This is a genomic window from Sphingobacterium sp. UBA7038, assembly GCF_002494055.1.
GTDB lineage: Bacteria > Bacteroidota > Bacteroidia > Sphingobacteriales > Sphingobacteriaceae > Sphingobacterium > Sphingobacterium multivorum.
This window is the reverse complement of the sequence record NZ_DLAV01000039.1, coordinates 353,601-372,526: the sequence shown is the minus strand read 5'-3', so window position 1 is coordinate 372,526 and position 18,926 is coordinate 353,601. Positions and strand designations below refer to the sequence as shown.

The window sequence follows — 18,926 nt, the reverse complement described above, 5'->3', positions numbered from 1 at the left end:
AATAAGTTAAGCCTTTTTGATTAATTTGTCCAATATTTCTTTAACGCTTCCTTCAAACGCGGATCATAACCATATATATCCGGATACGTAACGATTTTTCCTTCGTCATCCAACCAGGTTGTATAGTAGGTGATATAAACTGGCATCTGCCGTTTCAGTGTTACCCAACGTGATTTTGAGATCGAATCTGTGGTAATTTCTTTTGCAATTTTTTCGGCCTGTTTTTCATTATTGACAAGGTAAGACGCCAAATCAACGGGTTTTTCAACACGCACACAACCATGGCTCACAGCGCGATTGCTCTGCCCAAACATTTGTTTTGCAGGCGTATCGTGCAAATAAATGGAATAGGGGTTCTCAAACAAAAACTTCACATTCCCCAATGAATTATCCGAACCAGGATTTTGTTTAAAACGAAAATTCTCCACAGAATCCGAATTCCAGTTGACCGTTGCAGGGTCCACTTGTTTACCTTTGTAATAGGCTACCATATTACGCGAGGCCAGATAGTTTGGATTATTTCGAACGCTTGACAATAACTCTTTCTTGACAATACTGCTTGGAATATTCCATACAGGATTTACTTGCATGGCATCCAACACCCCCTGCATGACAGGCGTCTCGTGGTTCTCACCTTTTCGCGTATAAGCCGGATTATCAGTTTCACCTACACACACATTCATCAGTTGACTTGTCTTCCCTTCTTCCATAATATGTAACCGTTGTTCAGGTATGTTCACAAATACATATTTCTCCGGAAAAGCATCTCCCATCCAGCGCAATTTTTCCAATACCATTAACACCTGGCTACGTTGTGCACTGTTTAGGTTCCCATTTTCCAATAAATCCTGAAACCTGGTGTAATACTGATTTTTAGGTTGGATATCGGTCAACACAGTTCCAATTTTTACACTATCCAGCATTTGTACAACTTTGCCATAGCTCATACGCTTTTGAGGAACGAAATATCTTCCATAAAGGCGTTTGGGGTTGACCACACCATATTTTATGCTGCTGATATAAGCCACGAGCCCATCAGTACTCAATAAGTCAAGTTTGGCCAATAATGGATAAACTTCAGCAACATCTTTGCTTTTCAGTTTTCGAAGCGAAGATAATGTTTCCTTAATCGCAGCTGTATGGAAATAACTAGCTCGAATACCATGTGCATCACTCCGCTCAAAGTAAGTTAACATGGTGTCTATACTACCATCAAAAAGGTGTTCGGCAATTAAAGTCATCCCTTCAGTAGAATCCGATAATTCCTTCATCCAGCTTGGATTAACCAATTGAGATTTTTCCTTGCCATACACTTCACGGAAGACTTTTACATACGCTGCAGTGTCAAAATCCTTATAGGACTTATTCTCAAACTCTTTCGCCAACACATCACCATAAGTCGGAGGATTATCCTTACAAGAAAAAAATACTACTGAAACAAATGAAATAAAAACTAAAAAACGTAACATATTACAAATCGTGAAAAAGAAATGGCTTCGCAATAATGAAGCCATTTTCTAAGGACAAAGATAAATAATTCTTATTGTCTAAAGAATCTTACCTGTCATTGAATCACTACAGAATCAATCACTGTATTTTTTCAGGAAATCTTCCAGCAATTCCACCATATCGGTATTGCCCAAAAAAGCTGCTGATCGCTGGTGCAAAGTTTTTGGCTCAATATCTAGTATGCGCTGCGATCCATTCGAAGCTTTACCCCCTGCCTGCTCAATGATGAAGGCAATTGGATTGCACTCATACATCAATCTTAGCTTACCATTAGGGTGCGCAGAAGTCGTTGGATAAAGAAAGATACCCCCTTTGAGGAGATTACGGTGAATATCGGCCACCATTGAGCCGATATACCGTGACGCATAAGGACGTTGCGTTGCACTGTCCTCCATTTGGCAATATTTGATATATTGCTTAACGCCGTTTGGAAATTTGGAATAATTTCCTTCGTTAATCGAATAAATTTGACCCGAAGCCGGAATTTTCATATCAGGATGGGATAAACAAAACTCGCCGATCGAAGGATCCAATGTGAATCCGTTTACGCCCTTTCCTGTTGTGTACACCAACATGGTTGAACTACCATAGATTATATAACCTGCAGCGACCTGTTTCGTTCCATGCTGTAAAATATCATTGCTATTACAAGAAACACCCGTATCAGAAATTCGTCGATAAATGGAAAAAATCGTCCCCACAGATACGTTAACATCGATATTGCTTGAGCCATCCAGCGGGTCAATACACACAATATATTTCGCATTTTTGGAAACCCCTGATTGGATATACACTGGATTTTCATGTTCCTCTGAGGCAACTACACAGCATTCTCCCCCACTTTGAAGCGCTTTGATAAACTGCTCATCGGCATAAACATCCAGTTTCTTTTGTCCCTCGCCCTGCACATTGACCTGGCCTGCATCGCCTAAAATATCAACCAATCCCGCTTTATTAACCTCTCTATTTACAATTTTTGCTGCGATTCCAATATCGCGCAGTAGTCTAGAAAGCTCCCCTTTAGCATACGGAAAATCAGCCTGTTTTTCAATGATAAATTGACCTAGTGTAGTTATACCACTCATAATGTTGTTTTATTGGATATTTGTTGCACAAAGCTAAAAAAGTTAAACAAACTTTAGCAAATACATCCTTCTCATATTTAGCATTTTAGCAGACTAAATACGCAATCGATTGCGCTATGTTTTGAAATCTCTTCTTTGCTAAAACGATTATTAGCTATTAAAAAAATAATAAAAGGTTGAAAGCAGTGGATAAATTTCAAATAGCAACGATTAGAAAAAAAACAATAAATGCTAAGTATTTGGTAATTTTGGCTAAATATTCTGATACAATGCAACAACTTATACAACTCATCGAAAAGGAAAAATTAGGAAATCAATTGGCAAAACAGTACACGTTGATTATTGATGATAAACAGGTCGTTCACGGTGCCTTATTTGTAATCAAAACCACAAAAAAAACATTTAAATTGATGATCCCGGCGTCTTTTCACGAAGCAGTTCTGAAAGAACAAGTAACCATCAATACCTTGATCAAACATCCCCAAGTAATGCTACTGGCTTAATCAAAGGGAAATTCCCCTATCCTCATACCTATCCCCAGAGCAAACAAAACATCGCTCGATTGTGTTTATCATAGCGTAATTTCGCTGTTTTTTTTACACCATATTCCGTCTCCCGAAGACTATAAAGCTGGTTCGCCCTAGAAAATGAGAGCAAACCGGAAGCACATATTATCAACGGGAAATTTTACAAGAAAACCCGGTAAAAGTGTAAAAATCACCTCGATATAACGTTTAACTTTAGGCAACAAAGACAACGCTATGCAACACCACTATACACTTTCGGGAATGTCCTGTGATGGATGTAGGTCCACAATCGAACATGCATTGAATGAGCTTCCTGGGGTTCATGCCGAGGTAACTTTAAACCCGCCAAGCATGACAGTAACATCCCAGAAACACATTCCGTTACAGCAATTACAGGAAATAATATCAAAATTAGGCCCTTATCAGCTCAGCGAAATACATAAGCATCAGGATGACGTACAATCCGATCAACACTTTGTAGCACAAGCTTCGGAGAGATATGGCTGCCCCATGCATTGCGAAGGTGAAAAAACGTACAGCCAGCCAGGAAATTGTCCGATCTGTGGTATGCATTTGGTAAAGCTCGATGCAGAAACAGCAATTAAAAATAAGCTGCATACTGAGCATGCAGCAACCTCGCATATCCAACACGAACAGCAACACAATCATTCCGCTCAGTCAAATGCTACGGTACATCGATCACAGACAATATCTACACCTGACAAAGCACATGGTCATACGTCTGCTGATCAATACTATTGTCCGATGCATTGTGAGGGCGACAAATGCTATAACGAACCTGGAAACTGTCCGGTATGCGGCATGAATCTGGAAAAGGTACCCATGTTAAAGACAGACCTTCAATATACCTGTCCTATGCATCCTGAGATTGTACAAGATCATCCTGGAAATTGCCCTATATGCGGTATGGACCTTGTGCCTATAGCCAATGGGAATGATGAGGCCGACGATCACACTTATCGTGATCTACGCATGAAATTATGGGTCTCTATCCTATTTACGGTCCCGATCTTTATACTTTCCATGGGCGAAATGCTTCCCGGTAATCCAATAGGTAAAATCATTTCGCCGAGTTTGTCTGGCTGGGTTCAGCTGGCTTTATCCCTGCCGGTTGTTTTTTATACCTGCTGGTCTTTTTTTCAACGGGGCTGGGTATCTTTCAAAACCTGGCGCCTTAATATGTTTAGCCTGATTGCACTTGGTGCCGGAGCTGCGTTTGTCTATAGTTTGGTTGGCCTATTTTTTCCGCAGGTATTCCCTGCTGAATTAAAAAATCACCATGGCAACATTGCACTTTACTTCGAATCCGTTACCGTCATATTGACTTTGGTATTATTAGGCCAGGTGATGGAGGCCAAAGCACATTCCAAAACCAATTCGGCAATCAAAGAGCTGATCAAGCTGAGCCCTTCCGAAGCTACGCGCGTAGAAAATGGAATAGATAAAAAGATCGGCATAGATCAAATTCAACTCGGAGATATACTCAAAGTAAAACCCGGGGACAAAATCCCCGTTGACGGACAAATTACGGATGGCAACAGTAACATTGATGAATCCATGCTGACGGGTGAACCTATTCCGGTAGAAAAACAAGAAGGAGATCATGTTAGTTCGGGAACAATCAATGGCGACCGCAGTTTCCTCATGAAAGCAGAGCGTATCGGTTCGGACACACTTTTGGCTCAGATCATTCAACTCGTCAATGATGCGAGCAGAAGCAAGGCTCCCATTCAACGATTAACGGATAAAGTATCCGAGATATTTGTTCCGATTGTCATAATCATTGCAATTTTGACATTTCTTACCTGGTGGCTTTGGGTTCCTTCCGCTTCCTTAGCATTCGGCTTTGCCAATGCACTTGCCGTACTTATTGTCGCCTGCCCCTGTGCCTTGGGACTCGCTACACCGATGTCTGTCATGGTGGGTGTCGGCAAAGGGGCCAAACATGGGATCCTGATCAAAGATGCAAGTGCGCTGGAAAAAATGAACCATGTAGATGTGGTTCTAACAGACAAAACAGGTACCATCACCGAAGGAAAACCCACCGTTGATGATATTCAGCCAAACTCTTCCAGCAGCAAAGACGAGATATTATCTTTGGCTGCAGCTTTAAACGCCAATAGCACACATCCATTAGGTCATGCTATTATTGAAAGGGCAAAAAAGGAAAATAGTAAAACGGACCTTGCAGTTTCCGATTTTGAAAATGTTGCCGGGCAAGGAATCACGGGAAATATACCTGGACATAGCATAGCACTGGGCAATCAATTGTTGATGGAGTCTATCGGCATAACAATTCCTCATGATATGAAGCAGATGGCCGAAACTGCTCAATCCCATGGAAAGACGGTATCCTTCCTTGCAAAAGACAGTAGCTTATTGGGGTATTTTAGTATTTCAGATCAAATAAAAGCCTCTTCGAAGCGTGCAATCCAATATCTTATACAGCATAAAGTCGATGTCGTTATGCTGACGGGAGATAATATCCATACGGCAAGGGCTGTGGCGGATCAAGTTGGCATCAAGCATTTCAAAGCCAATGCCTTGCCCAAAGATAAATTGCAGGAAATTCACACGTTACAGCAAAAAGGACATGTGGTGGCTATGGCTGGTGATGGTATCAATGATGCCCCTGCCCTTGCTCAAGCCGATATCGGCATTGCCATGGGCACAGGTACCGATGTTGCCATACAAAGCGCTTCACTCACTTTGCTGAAAGGAGACCTTATCGGAATAGCCAAAGCAAAGGTACTGAGCCAAAAACTGCTCCGTAATATTAAGGAGAACCTGGGTTTTGCTTTCGTCTATAATATACTCGGGATTCCATTGGCTGCCGGACTTCTATATCCTTCTTTCGGAATTCTCCTGTCCCCGATGATTGCTGCCGCTGCGATGAGTTTCAGCTCCGTTTCGGTTATCTTGAATTCTTTACGCTTAAATCGTGCAAAGATCGATATCGATTAAAAACAGATATTCCCTATATTCGCTGTTAGAATAACGACATATAGTTTACAGTAACATGCGTAATATCTTTTTAATCTTGATAACGGTTATCATCACAGTTGTGTGTGTCAAAAATCCGCAATCGGTGCAGCTCAATTTTCTCGGGGAATCACAAGTGGCACTATGGAAGCTATTATTGGCCTTTTTTATTGCAGGAATTGTATTTGTATCCCTATTGAAAATCGAAAAAAAGAAACAGCGGACGTATGAAGAGGAAGAAATAGACGAATCGGAAGAAGAAAACAGCGACAGAAAGTCCCAATTATCGGATGAAGACCGGGAATTTCTGTCCTAAATAAAAAAATAAATCACTAAAAATGAAGCCCTAAACAGCCGTAGCGCAATTTTATCGCACAAATACTTGCGTGGAATAGGGATTAACCCTATCTTTGCATCACTTCAAACAAGGAACGGTAGTTCAAAAACAAAGAAGTAAGATTCCGTAGCTCAGCTGGTAGAGCAATACACTTTTAATGTATGGGTCCTGGGTTCGAATCCCAGCGGGATCACAAAAGAAAAGCTAATCGAAAGATTAGCTTTTCTTGTTTTAAAGCTCTTAGGATTCGAAAGAAGGGTCGGCCGGGTTCGATCCAATGGAGGCTCAGGGCTGTGTTTGGGAAATGAGGGGCTGAGCCAATCCCAGCGGGATCACAAAAGAAAAGCTAATCGAAAGATTAGCTTTTCTTGTTTTAAGACTATTAGGATTCGAAAGAAGGGTCGGCCGGGTTCGATCCAATGGAGGCTCAGGGCTGTGTTTCAAGGATAAAGTGTATAACAGCCTCCATCCGTTGTACGGAACAATCAGTTTCAATTTCCAATTCATTGATTGCCGTTTCTAGTTTAGACAATGTTTCGTTGTAAAATTTAGCTATCATTACCTGCTGTTATTTTTCTTTCTTACCCCTTTCATTAGACTGTAATTACACGCTCTATTTTCTGCATATTCAATTTTATGTTCAGCTAGAAGCTGTACAATTATTTCGTTTGTTTCATCTTCATTAAGTCCTATTTTTTCCCCGAGGTCAATTTCATTAAGTTGACCGTCATTTTCTATTAATGCTCTGTAATATTTTTCTTTATTTTCCATAACTATATTTTTTTTGCACAGCTATCATCATGTGTGGACTAAAGGGTAAAAGATAGCTGTCATTTTCAGTAACTTGCATAAGTTCCATTAATGTTCTTCGTTTTTTGTTATTCAGCATATTGGCAAAGTATTTTTTATCCAACCATGCCATACCCTCAACCGCATAAGTATTTAGATAGATTAAGCCTTGATTTATAAATTCATCTTTTAGCTGTTGTGGCTTATGATAAAATGCTTCTGCTAAAAGCCAAGGGAAATCATCGGGCGGATTGTGCATCCCCCTTATTAATTCTTCTTTGCACATGTCAAAAAATGGCTTTTTGTGAATTAAGCCGTTTAAAAGACCAACCAGCGTTGATGCCGTATAATTGATGGCAAAACCCAAAATAATCCCATCACTCTTTAAAATACGTTTAGCTTCGCAAATGGCTAAATCTCTATCCTCCTTTTTTTGAAGATGATAAAGAGGGCCGTGCAGTATTATTAGGTCTGCATAATTATCTGGAAATTCCAATTTTCGAGCTTCTCCTAAATGTACAGAAAAACTGTTCTTTAATCTATTCGCTCTGTTTTGGGCTATTTGTATATGTTTTGCAACTGGCTCTACTAAATGAACTTGATGTCCTTTTTTAGCAAGCCATTCCGAATACTTTCCCGTACCACCACCAATGTCTATTATTTTTGAAGATGAAGTTGGTATATATTTTTCTACGAGTGATTTAATTCTTTCAAATTCAAATACGCCCATTCCTTTGTCAAGTCGAGTTTCTTCGGATGCTCTATTGTAAAATAGCTCGATATCTCTACTTATTAACTGTTTACTATTCATTTTTAGTCATCGTTTCACCACATTTTGAAATGTTGAATACACCGCAAAAGTGATAATGCAACCGATTTGATAATCGTTTGTTTTGTTTAAGATTAAGAAATAAGTCGATAGGATTATCTGTGCATTAAAAACCAAAAAATTTCAATGCATTAATCACTCTGTTTTAGAGTTGTCTTTCGAGTAAGACCAGATAATATGTTAGATATAGTATAACAGACCACAAAGATAGAAAATTTGGATTAATTTTTAACGTTGAATTGACACTAATATTCCCCGATTAAAAATCACTATTTTCATTGATTTTTTAACAGATCTAATTTGATAGTTTTGTTATGCACATTAAATAGCACAACGGATGAAAAATTTTGTTTTACTACTTTTAACCTTCTTAAGTATACCTACTCATGCCCAAGATAAATTAGCTTTAACGGATTTGGTGTATCCTGATTTAATTCCGACACTCATGCAGAACAGCTTATTTGGCTACTGTGACAAATCACTAAACGTTAAAATAAAGGCACTTTTTGAAAAAGCAGAACTATTCGAAGCTGATTACAATTTCCAACTTTTCCATGTAAATAATCCCGAGATCATTAAATATGGAACAGAAGACTATGCTTGGGTACTATTCAATGGCGAACGCTACCGTATCGATAAAAAGGGAACACGAGTATATAAATACAATGCCGCCGATTTTAAAACAGGTGAAACAACAATTTATCTGTACAAAAATTCAACTGTTTATTATAGCGACAGCATAGATCAAAACACACTCTTTCAACATATCAAAGACAACCAGAGCGGAAAACAAATATTTCCGGAAGAGCAATCCATTCAGGAATTTCGCATAAAAAATAAGGCGTTGATTGAGGAAGGAGTTAAATTGATTTTCCGCCCCAAAAGAAAAGAAATACCTTACGTAGATTTTACCAGTGAGCACACTTTGTTGAAGGGAATAAAAAATAGTGAGACCAATCAAATCATTGTAAAAGCAAAGTATGCAAATATTGAGGAGCTTTATAATAATCCATTACGTGAACAGCAGTATCCGCTGTTTATTGGCTATCGCGGTGACCTCGACAAGGAAATATATGTCGGTCTGAATGGAACCGAGTACTCCATCAAAGACTAGTGTAAAAATCTTTAGTTTCCAAGTTACAATCTGGTAAAGTACAATTGAAGCGATCATTTCACTAACTTTGTTAAATAGATAGATCGGTCATTTACAAAACAGTTACCTATTGATGATAGAAAAACTCCTCTTCGAAATGAATACTTATGCTGCGCTTAGCCCAGCTACGACAGAAATTTTGAAAACTATCTTTCAGGTGAAGCAGTTCAAAAAAAATGAACATATTCTACGTGCTGGAGAATATGCTAAGTACTATTATTTTATATGCAAAGGATTATTAGGTTATTATAAATCAAACGCTGATGGCAATATTATCTACAAAATGTTTTTTGAAGAAAATAGCTTTTGTGCTTCCACCGCCGCCATCATTGAAGAAACACCGAGCACCTTCAACATCATTGCGCTCGAAGATGTGGAGTTAATTCAATATTCAGCCAAGGCTTTCCGTGAGCTTGTCCGCACAAAGCATGATTTGGCGCTCTTTCAGATAGCCTACCTGGAAAAGAATTGGGTGGTCAAAAAAGAACCACTTGAAATCGAGCTCAAGTGGGAATCTGCAAAGGAACGTTATCTTGAACTTCATAAGAATCAGGTGCTTTTCAAACGCCTCAAGCAGCGTCATATCGCCTCCTATCTTGGTGTAACTCCCACGCAATTAAGTCGCATCCGTAAGGAATTAAAAGAATAATTCCATCAACATGTGTATACGTTTTTAAAGATTATACTGTTGAATTTTGCCTTATAGAGACAAAATTTTAAGCTATGAAAACAGTATGCACACTCCTATTTTCTGCCCTTAGCCTACCACTGGCTGCACAAAAAGTCGTTAAGACAAAAATCCATAGTGCCAAAATGGACAAAAACATTGAAACCATTATAATTACGCCCGACATGCAAGACGGGATCAATTATAAAACAGTTTATATTCTCCATGGTTATAGCGGCACCCCCACCCGTACCGTACAAGAAGACATTCCGGACTTAATCCAAAAAGCAAAAACATTTCAGACGATCTATGTACTACCAGATGGAAATTTCAATTCTTGGTACGTAGATAGTCCTATCGATCCACATGCACAATACACCACTTTTATAGGAAATGAACTAGTAAGTTACATCGATCATCACTACCCGACGCAACAAAACCGAAATGCGCGCGGAATACTGGGCTGGAGCATGGGTGGCTACGGAGCATTGCACATCGGCATAGCCTATCCACAAACATTTTCGATCGTCGGAAGTTCATGCGGTGCTCTTGATTTCGACCGCTTCGGACAAGCTTACCTGCAATATCAGGTAGACAAGGTATTGGGCGACTATAAAAATCTGAACGATGTAGACCGCATCTACAGCAACGAAGATAAAATGAAGCACAATAAACAACGCTATATCCTCGATTGTGGAACTGAAGACCTGCAAATGCTGGAAATGAACCGTACATTCCACAAGCATCTGACCGACAAAAATATCGAGCATCTTTACATCGAATCAAAAGGAGGACACGATACTGCTTATTGGAGCAAATCACTATCACAACAGTTGGCTTTATTTCAAAACTACTTTCAACATGAAGGACTATAAATCGACACTCTATGTTGCTGCAGGCGCATGTAGTTATGGACTGCTCGCAACAATTGTGAAATATGCAAACCATTTAGGGATACACACAAGTTTGTTGACCTTTCTGCAGTTTATGTTTGGTTTTCTCTTTTTGTTGTCCTTTAATCTGTTGTCAAAGCGTAATGCAGACGAACATAACACCATCAAATTTTCATCAAAAATTAAACTGATGGTCTGGGGCATTTCCCTTGGTCTAACAACAACACTTTACTATCTTTCCATCCAATATATCCCCGTATCCGCTGGAATTATTTTACTGATGCAATCCATTTGGATAAGTTTGGTTGCAGAAGCAGTCCTGTTGAAAAAGTTTCCGTCAAAAGGCAAGATAACAGGAGTTACTATTGTTTTGCTCGGAACGACCTTAGCAACCAATCTCTTCCAAAACAATAATAATCTTGATTACAAAGGAATAATACTGGGTTTCGGAGCGGGAATAAGTTATGCGTTGGCAATTTATGCTTCAAGCACAGTGGAAAAAGACTTACCGAGTCCAGTACGTAGCCAATTCTTGGTCTTAGGCGGACTGCTGCTCATCGTAGCATTTTGGAACATTGATATTATTCGGTATATGCAACCTAATGCATTGCCCTGGGGATTATTGATTGCCATTTTTGGAACTATTCTTCCCCCCTTACTATTTACAAAAGGAATCCCAAAAACCGGAATAGCGATGGGAAATATTATTTCAAGTCTGGAGATCCCTGTTTCAACCTTATCTGCCATGTTGGTTCTACAGGAAGTTGTTTCAGGGTTCCAATGGTTTGGCATACTCCTGATTTTAATGGCTGTCATTATAATTAATGTTGGTAAGCCGTAGTAGTCAACCAATGATTAAATCTATTATATTGCCATAAGATCAGTCCCCATACTGGAACTATAGTTGCAGCCATGTGGAGCATTTCAAATATATTGGATGCTCCGCCTGCTTGGATCAGAAAGAACGAAAACAATAGGCTAATAGCGGCGGGCAATAAAACAAAGGATAGTGCCCGTGCAAGCCTACTGGTTCTGAATTGCTTATTTAGATTTAGAAAAATAGATATCGTACCAATCGCAATACAGAGTGCCACGAATGAAAGCAACAATTCTGTAAAAAAGGGCATGTAGCAACGTGCTCTTTTTGCAGCCTCATTATTTGCCTGAAGTATGGCTGTAAGGACAAAGGTCGTCAATACACTAAACCCTATAATTCGCAGGAAAATAAAACTTAGCTTCCTTTTCATCAGCACACTATTTTAAAATAAATAAAACCGCGAATAGGCCTGAACTTCTCGCTCCCTCCTATTTTCCTTTAATACATTTCGACCAGTTCCTGCGGAGAGCAGCAATCCCAAAACTGATTTCAACGCCGACCTTTTACAAGTTACAGCTGATAAATCCCTTTAACCATCAAGCTTTAAGTAAAAACAATAATCTTCTTTAAAGATGCGAATTAATCCGTTAAGATAAATGCCAAAGCAATATTGGACGTGGTATTGACGATATTGGTCGGTTGGAGCTTAATATTTGTCGACGTGCTGCACCTAATTATTTTTTTACTTTTTTTACTAAGGTTTATCCTCCCTGTTACGTATCTATCTAAAATTATATACCATGAGATTGACTGATGATATCAAACAACTAATCATAAAGTATATCGGCGACAACTTAACGTCCGATGAAAAGACCGATTTAAAGTTATGGTTGGATGAATCAGCAGAACATCGTGTTTTTTTTGAAGACCTCCTGGATAACCATGATTTGATAAACGACTTGAATCAATGGAGCGAGCTTCAGGCTTCAGATACAATGGATTGGAACGAAAGGTTAAAAGCAAAGACCCTAGAAACTATTCGGACCTCTGCCGTTAAACCATCTCCTATCAGAAATATAAAACACCTGCTTCCCTACGCAGCAGCTTTAATAAGCATAATCTTAGGAGGTTTGATGTATTTCATGGTTAGAAAACAAGTTGCACCGGTCAGTAATCGAATCGTCTTAAATGACGTAGAAGCACAGAGCAACCAGGCAGAAATACGGCTTTCGAACGGCAAAGTGCTCCAGGTATCGAGTCAGAAAGGAGCCTTGGTTTCAGGAGAAAATTTAACCTACGAAGACGGTACTATCCTTCAAAACGCCTCTTTAAAAGGAGATCTGATGGCCACGGTCAACACCCCTGCTGGCACGATGCTGCAACTCCAACTGGAAGATGGATCGGAGATTACGCTCAATGCAAAAACAACACTTAAATACCCGCTTCGTTTTGCAAACAACAAACGTGTTGTTGAAGTGGACGGTGAAGCCTATTTTAAAATTGCAAAAAATAAAAAGGTACCCTTCCATGTTCTTTCCAACGGGCAACAAATTGAAGTCACGGGCACTGAATTCAACGTAAATACCTATTCAAAATCCCAAAGTAGTACAACGCTTATAGAGGGGAGTATCAATCTATCGGCGCAAGGGCAAACGTTACAGCTCAAGCCCAATCAGCAAGCGCTCTTAGCTTCGGGTCAACTATCTAAAAAAGTGGTCGATCCCGCTAATTACATCGCATGGCTCGACAATAAATTCTATTTTAATGAAACGGACCTCCATACTGCTCTACAACTGATCGGCCAATGGTATGACCTGCAAATCATCTACACGCAACCGATAAAAGAAACACTTTTATATGGCGAAATTAAACGCACGAAAAGTCTCGCGGCAGTCCTAAAGATCCTGGAGCGTAGCCATATTAAATTTGACTTGATCCAAGAAAATGGAGTTCGTAAACTCTTTGTTTCAAACTAACCAATTATCCATGAAATAACCCAAAAACAACAATTATGAGAAAACCAACCTAACGAGACCAAACGAGATACTAAAAAAGCCGACCAATGCTACGAACATTAATCGGCCATAATAGCGATCTCCATTTTTGACCGATTTACCCAATCAGTTTAATAATAGATTATATCCCTAATTCAACAAATTTATGAATTTTAATTTTCTTGTTCATAGAAATCGAATTGCTGTGAACATACCCAAGCAATGGAAGACCAAAATGAAGCTTAGTGCCTTTTTTACCCTTGCATGTGTTGTTAAGCTGTCTGCAGCTAGCTACGCACAATCAATTACTATTAACGCCAAAAAAATGTCTTTGGTGCAGGTATTACGTACCATCCAAAAACAGAGTGGCGTCCCCTTTCTGTTGAATGGTAAAGAACTTGCCGACATTAAAATTGAGGCGCAGGTTCGTAATATGCCTTTAGAAAAAGCCATACAGCTTCTCTTAAAAGACCAACCTGTCGATTGGAGTTTTCAGGACAATATGCTTGTCGTAACGAAGTTAAAAACAAATTATCCGACTTATGAGCTTCCAAATAACTACACGTTAGTACAACAAACCCGCACATTCAAAGGAAATGTTCACGATAGCAAAGGAACAATGCTTCAGGGCGCGACGATTATAATAAAAGGTTCGACAAGGGCAACCACGACAGATGAAAGTGGTAACTTTCAGATCGAAGCAAATAATAATGCCGTACTCGTGATTAAAATGATCGGCTACCAAACCAAAGAAATCCCATTATCCAACCAGCTTTACCTGAATATTGAACTTAGCCAACAGGTCGATGCTTTGGAAGAAGTCGTCGTCGTAGGCTACGGTACGACAAAAAAGAAAGAATTAATCGGTTCGGTTTCCCAAGTTGATGGGAAACAACTAGCCAAACGCTCCGTTCCCCAGCTTGCGCAAGCCCTCACAGGTCAAATGCCCGGTGTGACCGTCATACAGCGATCTGGTCAGCCTGGTGCAGCAAACAATACCATACAGATCCGTGGTGTGGGTTCGTTCGGTGCAAGTACCGACGCGCTTATTTTAGTCGACGGTATACCCACCAATTCCTTCAATGATATCGATCCAAATGATGTTGCATCTATCTCGGTACTGAAAGACGCTTCCTCCGCTGCGATATATGGAGCTAGAGCCGCCAACGGTGTTATTCTGGTTACAACAAAAACCGGGGCAACAGGTGGAAAATTAACGGTCAATTACAATGGCTATTACGGTATCCAGAAACCAACAGCGTTCCCCGAATTTGTCAACTCTTGGGAGTACGCTTCCTTGCTCAATGAAACCACAAGTGGCGGCGGAGGCTACACCGCAGAGGAGATCCAAAAATTTAAAGATGGCTCGGATCCCGATAACTACCCAAATAGGAATTACTTGACCAGTTCATTCAAGTCCCAAGCGGCGCAAACAGGCCACAACTTAAATATATCCAATACCACAGATAAAATACAATACACCTTATCTGCGGGCTTTCTCAATCAAAAAGGTATTGTCATCAAAAACAATTTTGACAAATACAATGTCCGCCTCAATCTCATATCAAACCTCAATGACAAGCTCAAATTAACGACGCGGGTAGCAGCAATTCAGACCGAAACAGACGAACCCGCAGCACCGGCAACGCTTGACTTCTCCAGCATGACGGATATCATTTCTCAGGTGATTCGCTATCCCGCCATATACCCGATCCGCCTGAGCAACGGCGACTGGGGCGCAGGGAATAACCTGAAGGGGACACCTGTATCTTTCCTGGAGAGCGAATCTTTCTACAAAGAAAAAGTATCCAATATCTCCGGAAACGCAAGACTCGACTGGAAACCGATTTCAGATCTGACCTTGTCCGCTATTGGGGGCTATACGCAGACGAATGGCCGCACAAAACTTTTTAGAGCATCACAACGGATCAACAATTCCATTACGCTCGGACCTTCTAGCCTCAATCAAACTGCTCCTTATGAAACGTATAAAACGTTTCAGGCCTTAGCAGACTATAATAAAACGATCGGGGAACATTCCCTGAAAATATTGGGCGGTTATTCTTTCGAGAAAGGCTACAGCGAAGGTTTAAGCGCTTACCGCCAGAATTTTCCCAGCAATGATCTTACCGAGTTAAATGTAGGTTCACCAGATGGACAACAAAATACTGGTACAGCTACTGAGTGGGCATTGGAATCGTTATTTGCACGCATACAATATAACTATGCCAAGAAATACCTGGTCGAAGGTGTTGTTCGATACGATGGATCTTCCCGTTTTCCAACCGATAAAAAGTATGCCACTTTTCCTTCAATTGCAGTAGGTTGGCTACTGAGTGAAGAATCGTTTATAAAGGACCACTATAGCTGGATAGACGAATTGAAAATCAAAGGATCTTATGGAGTTCTCGGTAACCAAAATATTGTCAATAATGTCCAACAGCGCGTTGTCTCTAACTACCCATACCAGGATGTTTTAAATCCTGGTTACAATTACCCCTTTGGAAACACTATTTCTCCAGGGGTCGCCCGAACAACAATTGTTGACCCTATGCTACGCTGGGAATCGACCCGAACGGCAGATGCGGGCGTAGAAGTGGCTTTATTTAAAAATTTACTGACCTTCAGCAGTACCTATTATAACCGATATACTTACGATATTTTGGTGAGCCCAGGTTCTAGTGTTTCCAAAATTTTGGGTTTTGAAGTAGGTGTACAAAATTCTGGAAAACTTCGAAATACAGGATGGGAATTTACACTAGGGCATCAAAAAAAATTAAATGATTTTTCTTACAACGTAAATCTGAACTTCTCTACGGTCAAAAATAGGGTCGTCGATTTGGGTGTCGGCAATATCAATCAACCGAATGGCTTAGTGGGAAATGGTTCAACCCTATTTATCGGTTACCCGATTCAAGCCTACTACGGCTACCAGGCCGATGGCTTGTTTATTGATGCAGCCGATATTGCAAGCTATACCAATCAAACCAGCATCAACCCCAAACCGCAACCAGGCGATATCCGCTACAAGGACATCAGTGGCCCCGACGGTGTACCTGATGGAAAAGTAGACGCTACGTACGACCGAACTGTAATTGGATCACGCATCCCCAAATACACCTACGGGATGAATATCGGAATGAACTACAAAGGGTTTGACTTAGGAATACTTCTTCAAGGTGTAAGCGGTGTCAAAGGCTTATTGGACAATTATGCTGGATTTGCGTTGACACAAAACGGCAATATCCAACGCTGGCAAGCTGATGGCAGATGGACTGCAGCCAATCCCGATCGAAATGCCATATACCCAAGAATTGAACAATTGCCGAATACTGGCACACCAAATACCCTGCTATCGGACTACTGGTTACTGGACGCAAGCTATCTGCGGCTCAAGAACATCCAATTGGGTTATACCATTCCTAAGCACATCCTTAACAAATGGAAATTGTCGGGTCTAAGGGTTTACGCAAATGCCGAAAACCTATTCACGAAAAGCAACTATAGAAAAGGATGGGATCCCGAAATCAATTCAAGCGGAGCCTACTACCCTATTATGCGCAATTTTACATTTGGGGTTAACCTTAGTTTTTAACCAATCGATAAAAAACCATGATACACATCTCATATAAACCTATAAAATTGGCCTTATGCATTCTTTTTGCATCAAGCCTGAGTACCAGTTGTAAAAAGCAACTGGAAACCAATCCACTGGATAAATTTGCCAACGAAACCTTTTGGACAAACGAAACGAATGCTCGAGCAGCGCTGACAGGATTATACAAAGCAGAAATACAAATGAACTCCCTCGCCGAATTCAGCCCTACAGATTGGTGGTCCTATAACGGTCTGCTTTACCTGGAGTTTGCTTCGGACAACGCCTACGATAGACGTGGTGATAATTCGGTTTTCAACAAACTATCCGATGGTACATTAACGAGCAATAATAGCAACTTAGACAATTATTGGATGTATACCTACAAGAAAATCGCCCGTGTAAATTATTTTCTTGAAAATATAGATAAAACTCCTATTTCAGCAGATCTACTCGCACGATTTAAAGCAGAAGCCCGGTTTATTCGTGCTTGCCAATATTTCTACCTGTCCCAATACTGGGGTGATGCCCCTTTAGTTACCAAAACTTTAACGCCCAGTGAAGCGAATCAGGTTTCCAAAGCGAAAAAACAGGAATTGGTTACATTTGTCGCGCGTGAATTGCAGGAAGCGGCAAACGACTTACCTAGTTATGGCAAATTGACTACCGCAGAAAGGGGCCGCGCAAGCAAACAGGCAGCCCTCGCTTTCCTTGGACGCATCCAACTGGCAGAAAAATCTTACGCCGACGCTATCAAAAGCTATGAGCAGATCATCAATGCCAATGAAAATAACATAGATCCTAACTATTCAGGATTATTTAATGGAACCAACGAAACGAGCAAAGAGATTATTTTTGCCACGCAGTACTTGGTTGATCTTGCCGGAAACGGTATGTTTCAGCACAATTTTCCGGCAATCGCAGGCGGCTGGCATCTTCACTGTCCGCTCGGTAGTCTTGTAGAAAGCTATGGTTTCACCGATGGAACGGCATTTTCGTACGATGATGCGCGCTATAATGCGCAAGACATCAGCAAAAACCGGGATCCGCGTTTAGCCTTCACCGTGATAACGAATGGTGATCGTTTCAAAAACCTTAAATATACTTCTCACCCCGATTCCACCCTATCTATCGACCAATTGACAACAACAAAACAGGCCACTCGTACGGGCTACGGATTACGCAAGTTCAACGACGAAGGGTTTAGTGGAAACTTACAAAACTCTGGAGCCGACGTTCCTATTGTACGCTACGCCGAAGTTCTCCTGAGTTACCTTGAAGCCAAACTCGAAAATGGAGATCCTATTACCAGCGACTTACTCGACAAAACCATCAACGCTGTCAGAAAAAGAAGCAGCGTTAATATGCCAGCCATTAACGTCCAAAGTAGTACCTCCTTGCGCACGACGTTACGCAACGAAAGACGTGTGGAACTCGCATTGGAAGGACTTCGTTATTGGGATTTACTACGTTGGGGTATCGCAAAGGATGTACTGAAAGGTGACTTTTATGGCGCCCCATTTCCAAATGCGAAAAATCTTCGAATAAAATCCGGTGGAAGTAAAGACCCTTATAGCCGATGGTATGTGACCAGCAAATCCTTCCGGGTTGGCCAAGATGAACATTGGCCGATTCCGCAAAATGAAGTTAATATCAATCCAAATTTAAAATAGTATCTTGGGTATCGTCAATTGTCAAACGATACCCTTTAAACAAAACTTAACGTAT

Annotated in this window: 15 protein-coding genes and 1 tRNA gene; 11 read left to right on the top strand and 5 right to left on the bottom strand. The window is 40.5% G+C overall.

Annotation, left to right across the window (positions count from 1 at the left end; genetic code table 11):
* Positions 1-20: 20 nt before the first annotated feature.
* Together B3H30_RS23155 and fbp are read right to left on the bottom strand one after the other, a co-directional pair.
* Positions 21-1,469, bottom strand: a complete 1,449-nt coding sequence (locus B3H30_RS23155) for a L,D-transpeptidase family protein (protein WP_145327439.1) — start codon at positions 1,467-1,469, stop codon at positions 21-23.
* A 114-nt stretch (positions 1,470-1,583) separates the two neighbouring features.
* Positions 1,584-2,594, bottom strand: a complete 1,011-nt coding sequence (gene fbp / locus B3H30_RS23150) for a class 1 fructose-bisphosphatase (RefSeq protein ID WP_145327440.1) — start codon at positions 2,592-2,594, stop codon at positions 1,584-1,586.
* A gap of 269 nt (positions 2,595-2,863) precedes the next feature.
* Between fbp and B3H30_RS23145 the strand changes: the two genes are divergently transcribed.
* The 4 genes from B3H30_RS23145 to B3H30_RS23130 all read left to right on the top strand — a co-directional run bounded on the left by B3H30_RS23145 (position 2,864) and on the right by B3H30_RS23130 (position 6,654).
* Positions 2,864-3,097 (top strand): hypothetical protein, encoded by a 234-nt coding sequence (locus B3H30_RS23145; protein WP_145327441.1) that lies wholly within the window; start codon positions 2,864-2,866, stop codon positions 3,095-3,097.
* Positions 3,098-3,355: 258 nt separating this feature from the next.
* Entirely contained in the window at positions 3,356-6,106 is a 2,751-nt protein-coding gene (locus B3H30_RS23140) for a heavy metal translocating P-type ATPase (protein WP_286709525.1), read from the top strand.
* Between the two features lie 55 nt (positions 6,107-6,161).
* Entirely contained in the window at positions 6,162-6,440 is a 279-nt protein-coding gene (locus B3H30_RS23135; protein ID WP_145327443.1) for a lipopolysaccharide assembly protein LapA domain-containing protein, read from the top strand.
* Positions 6,441-6,581: 141 nt separating this feature from the next.
* A tRNA-Lys gene (locus B3H30_RS23130) sits at positions 6,582-6,654 on the top strand.
* A gap of 365 nt (positions 6,655-7,019) precedes the next feature.
* Here B3H30_RS23130 and B3H30_RS23125 read toward each other — a convergent pair.
* Together B3H30_RS23125 and B3H30_RS23120 are read right to left on the bottom strand one after the other, a co-directional pair.
* Positions 7,020-7,232 carry a hypothetical protein gene (locus B3H30_RS23125; RefSeq protein WP_145327444.1) on the bottom strand — a complete coding sequence of 71 codons (213 nt, stop codon included), beginning with the start codon at positions 7,230-7,232 and terminating at the stop codon, positions 7,020-7,022.
* Positions 7,222-8,061: a class I SAM-dependent methyltransferase gene (locus tag B3H30_RS23120; RefSeq protein ID WP_145327445.1), complete on the bottom strand. Its 840-nt coding sequence runs from the start codon at positions 8,059-8,061 to the stop codon at positions 7,222-7,224. Before B3H30_RS23120 ends, B3H30_RS23125 begins: the two co-directional genes overlap by 11 nt.
* Before the next feature lie 355 nt (positions 8,062-8,416).
* Here B3H30_RS23120 and B3H30_RS23115 point away from each other — a divergent pair, with 355 nt between their 5' ends.
* The 4 genes from B3H30_RS23115 (at position 8,417) to B3H30_RS23100 (ending at position 11,633) form a co-directional block, all read left to right on the top strand.
* The gene (locus B3H30_RS23115; RefSeq protein ID WP_145327446.1) at positions 8,417-9,193 is read left to right on the top strand and encodes a hypothetical protein; all 777 of its coding nucleotides are present in this window, start codon (positions 8,417-8,419) and stop codon (positions 9,191-9,193) included.
* 112 nt (positions 9,194-9,305) lie between these two features.
* Positions 9,306-9,881 carry a Crp/Fnr family transcriptional regulator gene (locus B3H30_RS23110; protein ID WP_167512257.1) on the top strand — a complete coding sequence of 192 codons (576 nt, stop codon included), beginning with the start codon at positions 9,306-9,308 and terminating at the stop codon, positions 9,879-9,881.
* 74 nt (positions 9,882-9,955) lie between these two features.
* Complete coding sequence (locus tag B3H30_RS23105; protein ID WP_088161086.1) at positions 9,956-10,774, top strand: alpha/beta hydrolase; 819 nt, start codon at positions 9,956-9,958, stop codon at positions 10,772-10,774.
* Entirely contained in the window at positions 10,761-11,633 is an 873-nt protein-coding gene (locus B3H30_RS23100; protein WP_088161085.1) for an EamA family transporter, read from the top strand. The genes B3H30_RS23105 and B3H30_RS23100 overlap by 14 nt, the downstream gene beginning before the upstream one ends.
* On the opposite strand, the gene B3H30_RS23095 is transcribed toward B3H30_RS23100, so the two are convergent.
* A complete protein-coding gene (locus tag B3H30_RS23095; RefSeq protein WP_088161084.1) occupies positions 11,614-12,039 on the bottom strand; it encodes a hypothetical protein in 426 nt (141 codons plus the stop codon). The two genes, B3H30_RS23100 and B3H30_RS23095, sit on opposite strands and share 20 nt — an antisense overlap.
* 370 nt (positions 12,040-12,409) lie before the next feature.
* Between B3H30_RS23095 and B3H30_RS23090 the strand changes: the two genes are divergently transcribed.
* The 3 genes from B3H30_RS23090 to B3H30_RS23080 all read left to right on the top strand — a co-directional run bounded on the left by B3H30_RS23090 (position 12,410) and on the right by B3H30_RS23080 (position 18,871).
* Positions 12,410-13,585 carry a FecR family protein gene (locus B3H30_RS23090; RefSeq protein WP_145327448.1) on the top strand — a complete coding sequence of 392 codons (1,176 nt, stop codon included), beginning with the start codon at positions 12,410-12,412 and terminating at the stop codon, positions 13,583-13,585.
* A gap of 223 nt (positions 13,586-13,808) precedes the next feature.
* Positions 13,809-17,198 (top strand): SusC/RagA family TonB-linked outer membrane protein, encoded by a 3,390-nt coding sequence (locus B3H30_RS23085; protein WP_286834868.1) that lies wholly within the window; start codon positions 13,809-13,811, stop codon positions 17,196-17,198.
* Positions 17,199-17,215: 17 nt separating this feature from the next.
* Positions 17,216-18,871: a RagB/SusD family nutrient uptake outer membrane protein gene (locus B3H30_RS23080; RefSeq protein WP_088161081.1), complete on the top strand. Its 1,656-nt coding sequence runs from the start codon at positions 17,216-17,218 to the stop codon at positions 18,869-18,871.
* Positions 18,872-18,926: the final 55 nt, after the last annotated feature.